This window comes from Alkalihalobacillus sp. MEB130, from assembly GCF_032335535.1.
GTDB lineage: Bacteria > Bacillota > Bacilli > Bacillales > Bacillaceae_D > Halalkalibacter.
Genome location: NZ_JAOANA010000051.1, coordinates 1 through 2,822 on the forward strand (window position 1 = coordinate 1; position 2,822 = coordinate 2,822).

2 protein-coding genes are annotated in these 2,822 nt (G+C 38.9%); both read left to right on the forward strand.

Going from position 1 to position 2,822, the window contains the following annotated elements; genetic code table 11:
- Positions 1 to 158 precede the first annotated feature (158 nt).
- Complete coding sequence (gene istA / locus N0O92_RS23550; RefSeq protein ID WP_315617475.1) at positions 159 to 1,709, forward strand: IS21 family transposase; 1,551 nt, start codon at positions 159 to 161, stop codon at positions 1,707 to 1,709.
- Complete coding sequence (gene istB, locus N0O92_RS23555) at positions 1,706 to 2,455, forward strand: IS21-like element helper ATPase IstB (RefSeq protein ID WP_315617477.1); 750 nt, start codon at positions 1,706 to 1,708, stop codon at positions 2,453 to 2,455. Before istA ends, istB begins: the two co-directional genes overlap by 4 nt.
- Positions 2,456 to 2,822: the final 367 nt, after the last annotated feature.

Sequence of the window (2,822 nt, forward strand, 5' to 3'; positions counted from 1 at the left end):
TGATTACGGCCAGTGAAATGTACCACCAATGACATTCTATTTACCACCTAGTGACAAGAAATGTACCAGCAAATGACAAGCTGTTTACCGCTATACCTTCTGTATAATTATTGAGCACACCTTCAGGTGTGCCATTATTATTCAGGAGGTATTTTTGTATGATTCATTATCGAAAGATATTGGAATTACACGATGAGGGCATCAGCCTTAGAGGCATTGCTTCAAGTACTGGGCATTCTCGTCAAAAAGTAACAGAGATCATCGGTCTTGCCGAAAAGAAGGGGTTAGTCTGTCCGTTAGAGGAAGAAATGACGGATAAGTGGATTGAGGAATTTCTTTTTCCTGAGAAGACATTAGAGGCTTCAGGTCGACACCCTTTGAACTTTGACTATATTCATGAAGAGTTGGCAAAGCCCAATGTCACACTTTCACTTCTCCACCATGAATATGAAGCTGAATGTAGAGCGAGCCAGAAGATTCCATACTCTTATCGTAGTTTTTTGCGTCATTACAGTAATTATGCAGATAAGTACAAAGCTACTTTGCGCATTCGCAGAAAACCAGGCGAAATCATGGAAGTCGATTGGGCGGGTTCCACAGCATTCATCATTGATAGAGATACTGGAGAAAAGGTAAAAGCTTATATGTTCGTTGCGACCCTGCCATGCAGCCAATTATCATACGCAGAAGCAAGCTTATCTATGGATTCGCATTCATGGATTACACTGCACAATAATGCGTATAAATATTTTGGTGGAACGACTCAGATTGTCGTTCCAGACAATCTAAAAACGAGTGTAACGAAGCATACGACCAGGGAATTAATATTAAATCCTGCCTATAAGGAGATGGCAGACTACTACAACACTGTCGTCATGCCTGCGAGGGTGCGTACTCCCAAAGATAAAGCTAGTGTAGAAGGTTCGGTTGGAGTTATCTCTACCTGGATCATTGCAGCATTAAGAAATACGCATTGCTTCACAATTGATGAATTGAACGAAGAGGTTAGGCAGAAATTAGATGAATTTAATAAAAGACCCTTCACTCGGAAAAAAGGGTCTCGTTTGTCTGCCTTTGAAGAAGAGGAGAAATTTGCGCTTTCTCCCCTTCCAACAGCACCTTATAAAATGTCTGAATGGAAAAAGACAACTGTAGCACCTGACTATCACGTTTCTTTCGATAGTATGTTTTATTCCGTGCCATACGAATATATCAATCGAGAAGTCGAGGTGAGAGTGTCCGATAACCTCATAGAAGTATTTTTTAATCATATGAGAATTGCCTCTCATAAACGATTATATGGGAAATTCGGACAAACTACCACCATTCACGACCATATGCCAGATAATCACAAATTATTCGTTGATCAAACCCCAGAAGCTGCGATTGAATGGGCAGAAAATATCGGAGAATCAACGTTAAGCGTAATTCGATATCTTTTAGATACTTCACAAACAGAGAAGCTAGCCCTACAATCTATATTTTCTTTGAAGAAGTTTGAGCGTCGATACACAAAATATGAGATTGAACGTGCTTGTAAGATGGTACTCTCAATGACTAAAAGACCAACGGTCAAAAGTATCCAAACGCTACTGAAGACTAACAAGAAGAATGACGCAGAGCAAGAATTAAAACGGAAAACAGAAATAAACACAAACAATTACGGCTTTACACGTGGAGCTTCATACTATGGGGGAACGGATAAATGATGAATGAACAAACATTAACAAAATTATTAGAGATGAAATTAAGTGGCATGGCAGAAGCATATAAGGAACAAGCAGCGAATAAAGAATTTCAAAAAATGACTTTTGAAGATCGTTTTAGTTTACTTGTCGATTTAGAACATGCCCGCAGAAAGAGTAATAAGCTTCAGCGGTTAATCAAAACTGCGACTTTTCTTAACTCCAATGCATGTATTGAAGACCTAGAATATCATGAGGATAGAAGACTAAACAAAGAGTTGATTTTGAAGTTGGCTAATTGTACTTATATCCTTGATAGTCACAACATTATATTAAAAGGACCTACTGGTTCAGGAAAGTCATTCTTAGCTACTGCATTCGGAGTATCTGCTTGTCGTCAGTTTTTCAACGTTAAATATATTCGGTTACCAGAATTACTAGATGAGCTGTCACTCGCTAAATTAGCAGCCGACGGAAGTTATCGGAAGAGCATAAAGAAATATACGAAAGTAGACCTCCTTATCCTAGATGAGTGGCTATTAACAGATTTAACAACGGATGAAGCAGCAATCCTCTTGGAAATTACAGAAGCTCGTCATAAGGTGGGTTCCACTATATTCTGTTCACAGATTGATCCTAATGGATGGCATTTAAAGCTAGGAAATGAAACGATTGCGGAAGCAATCTTAGATCGTATTATTCATGACTCCTATCAAATTCTTCTAGATGGAGAAGTTTCTATGCGTGAGCGTCATGGGTTAGGCAGGTAACCTTAATATGGCCACATTAACCACTAGGGAGATTCAGAAGATTGAAGAATACTATTATTGGGTGGGTTACAAAACCTGGATTCCTTTCCCAAAGGAACTAAATGAAAAGCTTTTAGAGGTATACGGCGAGGAACCTGTTCCTTATAGCTGGACTGAGGAAGATATATTTGAAGGGACTAGAAAGATAATCTTCGATTACTTCAGTAACCACTCTAAATAGTTAATTAATAATAAAAGCCCTATCAGGTTACTAGAATGTTAATCTGTAGGGCTTTTTTGGTAAACATGTTGGCGTAGCGTGGTAAATTCCCTGGCGGAGAGTGGTAAAAAAGATGGCAAGGGTGGTAAAATCCCTTGGCTGTATTCA

What these genes read in the sequence shown, in the direction of transcription:
- istB (WP_315617477.1), top strand. Translation starts at nt 1,706, where the DNA reads ATGATGAATGAACAAACATTAACAAAATTATTAGAGATGAAATTAAGT.
- istA (WP_315617475.1), top strand. Translation starts at nt 159, where the DNA reads ATGATTCATTATCGAAAGATATTGGAATTACACGATGAGGGCATCAGC.